This is a genomic window from Fodinibius sp. (assembly GCF_041642155.1).
In the GTDB taxonomy this organism is placed as follows: Bacteria; Bacteroidota; Rhodothermia; order Balneolales; family Balneolaceae; genus Fodinibius.
Window position 1 is genome coordinate 1 of record NZ_JBEPWZ010000235.1, and the last position, 4,920, is coordinate 4,920.

The following is a 4,920-nucleotide window of genomic DNA, read 5'->3' on the forward strand; positions in this document are numbered from 1 at the left end:
TCGGATGACGATCTGAAAATTCCGGATCACGGGACAATCTACAGCGTAAACGAGGGGAGCTATCACTCTTGGCGCCAGGGACTCAAACAGTACGTGAAATACTGTCAGGTCGATGATCCCGAAACTAAACGACCCTATAAGGCACGTTATATCGGATCGATGGTGGCTGACGTACACCGCACGCTGATTACAGGCGGCATTTTTATTTACCCCGACAGTAGTTTCTACCCGAACGGCAAGCTGCGGCTGATGTACGAATGTAATCCTCTCAGCTTTGTCATCGAGCAGGCGGGGGGCATGGCCATCGACGGCAGGGGAAGAATTCTGGAAATTGAGCCGGAGTCTATTCACCAGCAGACGCCCATCTATATAGGGTCCGCTAAAAATGTATTGAAAGTAAAAGAATTTTTGGATAACTATGTATCCGAATCAATCACAGCTTAATCTCTTTTTATGAATTATAACCGACGGAGTTTTTTGCGCGAAATAACGACGACGGCCCTGGGCGCGACCGGAGCGTACTGGCTGCCTTCAACTGCAAAAAGAACAGATAAGGATTTTGACGTAATACCACAGGGTGGTACCCTGCTCTTCCAGGGTGATTCTATCACCGACGCGGGCCGCGACCGTAATGAAGAGGGACCCAATACCGGACTGGGCGGCGGATACACTTTTCTGGCGACGGCCCAACTCATAAAAGCACTTGCCGCGCGAAACATAAGCTGTTATAACCGGGGCATCAGCGGGAATAAAGTATTTCAGCTGTCTGACCGCTGGCAGGAGGACGCCCTTTCCCTGGCACCCGACCTGCTGAGTATACTGATAGGCGTCAATGATTATTGGCATACGCTGAATGAGTATGACGGCACTGTTGAAGTGTATGAACGGGATTTCAGAGAGCTGCTCGGGCGGACCAAAGAGCAGCTGCCGGAGGTCACCCTGGTAATCGGGGAACCCTTTGTTGTGCTGGAAGGTTCTTCTGTGAGCGGGGAGCAGTGGATGCCCGATTTCAGGGCGTATCAAAAAGCCGCAAGGGGGATAGCCCGGGAGTTCGACGCCGGTTTTATTCCTTATCAGTCGGTCTTTGACGAGGCGTCCAACGAAGTAGCACCAACGTACTGGACAGCCGATGGCGTGCACCCGACACTGGCAGGTTCCCAGCTGATGGCCGAGGCATGGCTGCAAACCGTTAATCGCATGTAACTTGCGGAAGGCAAAGCCCTCACGGCCCTGGATGCTGTTCATCTAATCTTTTACGGTCGGGCGCTAAAGGTTGCTTCCCCCGGGGATGAGATACAATACCGCAACGCCGTTCATCTATTAAAAATCCACCTTCATCCCTTCCTGGATGTCGTGGGACACGCAATAGCCGGCATTTGTTTCGATGACATACCGGGCGGGTTGTTGCGAGGCCAGGTTTTTCTCCGAAAAGGGCTGTGTGCTGTGGTGGATACGAACGATCGTTTTATCGGCATTGACGAAGATAATATCAAGCGAAAGTGGGGTGTTGGCCATCCAAAAACTGCGCGGCTTATTTTCGTCGAAAATGAATAACATTCCCTTGTCAGCAGGCAGTTCATTCACATCCATTAATCCCTGGCTGCGTTCTTCATCATCATCGGCGATCGCAGCTTCAATAGTTGAGATCGTATCGCCCGCGGCCGACAAAAAGGAAATGGGCTGCACATAGTCGAGTGAGCGGCTTCGAGAGTTGTCAGCCGTGGATTCTGAATTTTGTTTTTCCGAGGATTGCGAACAGGCCGCTGTTATAACCAGCAAAGCAGTGATTAGCAATGGTAACGCTTGTTTCATCAGTTAATTTATTGGTAGAACGCTTTGCAAAACCGTTCTTTTGGCCAATCCCTGCATTTTCGCGCATTCAACATCCTCACATATGCTTATGTGTTGCGGTATTGAATTCGCTCAGGCTTTGATGTTGCCCGATGCTTCGGGACTGGTTTTTCAAGGCGCTCTAATATTGCAATTTTATAAAAACCAAGTAAACTAATATAAAATATTTTTTTTAAAAAGGAATAGTTTGAGTGCTTGCCCATGAGCGTCCGCATTTATGGAAGATTCCTGAAAAATGGTTATCCAGCCATCCGCCCGGAGAGTCAGCCAGGCACACGATCTGGATAAGCATCGGAGCGTGGGGACATACTTCGGCCGCTGAGCGGTTCGAGGGTCTCCGGGGAAGGGTGCGGCTGGCAGAACGGCGATGGGATATGAAGTGCAGGGTTGTTTTTTTAGCGGATTAACGGTATCTTTGAATGCTTCGAGTGAGCGCCGAAAGGTACTCACTTTTTTTTGTACCTGTAATCACGGAAACAGTGTCGAATAAACTTATAAATAAAATTTCAGAATTGGCAGAATCGGTGCTTGTTACGACCGATTTTTTCCTTCTTGATGTCGAAATCAAGGGCGGAGATATCCCTGAAATATGGGTCTCTGTGGATGGAGAAGACCGCGACGTCAATATGGATGAATGTGCTGAAATAAGCAACGAGCTCAGTTTTTTAATGGATGCTTACGAACTGTTTTCCGGCCGTTATCGCATGAATGTATCGTCCCCGGGTTTAGACCGGCCGTTAGTTGACCGGCGGCAGTACCCTAAAAACAAAGGGCGCAGGGTTAAGGTAAAATATAAGCGGGACGATAAAGACCTCAGGGTCGAAGGAACCTTGCAGCATGTTTCCGAAAAGGGCATCATCGTTGAGATCAATGAGCAAACGACGGTGGGAGTGCCTTTTGATGATCTGGTAGAAACCAAAATTATACCTTCTTTCAAATAATTTTAAGCAGACAGGAGCTTACTGATGTCAAACGATGTATCAAAACAAATTATTCAGTCCTTTGCCGAAATTGCCAAGGATAAAGATATTGATAAGGATTTATTGTTGTCCATACTCGAGGATGTCTTTCGAACGATGATTCGTAAAAAGTATGGCTCCGACGATGCCTTCGAGGTTATTTTAAATGCAGATCGCGGAGAAATTCAGATTCTGCATATCCGGGAAGTGGTGCCCGAAGAAGAACTGACGGATGAAGTACAGGAAATCCCGATAGAAGAGGCCCGGAAACATGACCCGGACCTGGAGTTGTATGACGAGTTTGCTCAAGAGCTTTCCATCCAGGATTTTGGACGCCGCGCCGTGATGATGGCGCGACAGCAGCTGGCACAGCGAATCCGGGAGATCGAAAAGGACAATATCTTCGAGGAGTATTCCGACCGTGTGGGTGAAATAGTACTTGGGGACGTGTACCAGATCAGAAGTCGTGAAATGCTGATCAACCACAATGGCGTAGAGCTGGTACTGCCCAAGAAGGAACAGATATATAAAGATCGGTACCGCAAGGGCGATACTATTCGCGCGGTGGTCAAGGAAGTAAAACGCTATAACAGCAATCCCTCGGTCATCATTTCCAGGACCTCTCCGCTGTTTTTGGAGCGGCTGTTTGAAAATGAGATTCCGGAAGTTTTTGATGGCATCATTGAGCTTGTTCGCATTGCGCGTGAACCCGGTGATCGCTCCAAAGTGGCTGTGATGTCGCATGACGAGCGGGTCGACCCGGTAGGAGCCTGTGTGGGAATGAAGGGAATTCGCATACACGCCATCGTACGCGAACTGCAGAACGAAAATATTGATGTCATTAACTATACGGATGACAAACATGAGTTTATTAAGCGGGCTCTGCAACCCGCCCAGGTGCTGAGCGTCGATCTCAGTGAGGATGGAAGTCTGGCAAAAGTACTTGTGCCGGCTGATGAGGTGTCCAAAGCCATCGGAAAGGGAGGAGTGAACATTCGCCTGGCCTCTAAACTGACCAATTGCGAAATTGATGTCTACCGCGAAGTGGAGGAAGAGGATGATATTGACCTGCAGGAGTTCGAAATCGATTTCGGTCCCGAGATCATCCAGCTGCTCCACGACATCGGTTGCGACACGGCCCGCCAGGTTCTGGAGCTGGACGAGGAAGAAATTGTCCGCCGGACAGAAGGAGAAATTACCGAAGACCAGGCAGAACGCATCATCGATATTATCGCTTATGAATTTGAAGATGAGGAATAAAAGAAGACTTTGAAAAACCGGGAATTTTGATCTATATCAAAGCCTGAGCGAATTCAAAACCAATCCATATAAAGCATATGTACGGTGTTCGAATGCGTGAAAATGCAGAGATCGGCCAAAAAGAACGGTTTTGCAAAGCTCTCTAAAAATAAGGGGTAAACTTAGATTTCCCTTCAGTGAGTTTTACCTTATACTTAATAGGGTAGGATTAAACGGCTGTTTTAGAGTTAACATCAGAAACATACTTTACAGAAATACATTTATATGTCGCCTAAGGATAAACCAAAACGGTTATTTAAAGTTGCTTCCGAGTTCAACGTATCTACGACTTCCATTGTAGGTTCGCTTTCGGATGAAGGCTTTGAAGTGGCCAACAAACCTAATACCAAAATCACACCCGAAATGTACGAGGTGCTGGAAGAGGTATATGGTACGGATAAAGCCAACAGCCAGCAACATGCGAAAGCCAAAGAGGAGTACGCCAGCAGACGCGACCAGATTCGGTCCAGCCGAAATGAAAGTATTTCTATTGAAGATTCCCTTGAACCCCTGGAAGATGAATTGCCCCTGGAGCCGGAAGAGGATGATGAGCCGGAAGAAATTGCAGGATTGACTCCGATTGATGAAGACGAGGAGGAAGATGAGGACGCCCCGGAAGAAGCAGCGGCAACTGCGGAAGGCGATGAGGAAGCGGTGGAAGAGGTTCCCGTCGAGGCAGAAACCGAAGAAGAGGTCCCTCCGGCCGAAGAGGAAAGCGAAGAGCCCGAACCTGTTGAAGCCCAGGAAGATACGGAAGACGAAGAAGAAGAGGACGAAACGTATGATGAAGTTGAGGACGCATCCGAAGAAG

4 protein-coding genes and 2 pseudogenes are annotated in these 4,920 nt (G+C 48.4%); 5 read left to right on the forward strand and 1 reads right to left on the reverse strand.

The features are described from left to right. Positions 1 to 444, forward strand: a pseudogene (locus ACESLU_RS11710) (class 1 fructose-bisphosphatase); the annotation flags it as partial. Between the two features lie 33 nt (positions 445 to 477). Then, the gene (locus tag ACESLU_RS11715) at positions 478 to 1,203 is read left to right on the forward strand and encodes an SGNH/GDSL hydrolase family protein (protein ID WP_372638832.1); all 726 of its coding nucleotides are present in this window, start codon (positions 478 to 480) and stop codon (positions 1,201 to 1,203) included. Positions 1,204 to 1,320: 117 nt separating this feature from the next. Here ACESLU_RS11715 and ACESLU_RS11720 read toward each other — a convergent pair whose 3' ends face one another. Then, positions 1,321 to 1,812, reverse strand: coding sequence for a DUF192 domain-containing protein (locus tag ACESLU_RS11720; protein WP_372638833.1), 492 nt, complete (start codon positions 1,810 to 1,812; stop codon positions 1,321 to 1,323). Between the two features lie 551 nt (positions 1,813 to 2,363). Here ACESLU_RS11720 and rimP point away from each other — a divergent pair. The 3 genes and pseudogenes from rimP to ACESLU_RS11735 form a co-directional block, all read left to right on the forward strand. Continuing rightward, entirely contained in the window at positions 2,364 to 2,792 is a 429-nt protein-coding gene (rimP, locus tag ACESLU_RS11725) for a ribosome maturation factor RimP (RefSeq protein WP_372638834.1), read from the forward strand. A 24-nt stretch (positions 2,793 to 2,816) separates the two neighbouring features. Further along, a complete protein-coding gene (nusA, locus tag ACESLU_RS11730; RefSeq protein ID WP_372638835.1) occupies positions 2,817 to 4,070 on the forward strand; it encodes a transcription termination factor NusA in 1,254 nt (417 codons plus the stop codon). Between the two features lie 264 nt (positions 4,071 to 4,334). Next, positions 4,335 to 4,920 (forward strand): annotated as a pseudogene (locus ACESLU_RS11735) (translation initiation factor IF-2); the annotation flags it as partial.

Bases quoted from the DNA above. Each gene is read 5' to 3' on its own strand.
- ACESLU_RS11720 (WP_372638833.1), bottom strand. From the start codon at position 1,812: ATGAAACAAGCGTTACCATTGCTAATCACTGCTTTGCTGGTTATAACA.
- nusA (WP_372638835.1), top strand. From the start codon at position 2,817: ATGTCAAACGATGTATCAAAACAAATTATTCAGTCCTTTGCCGAAATT.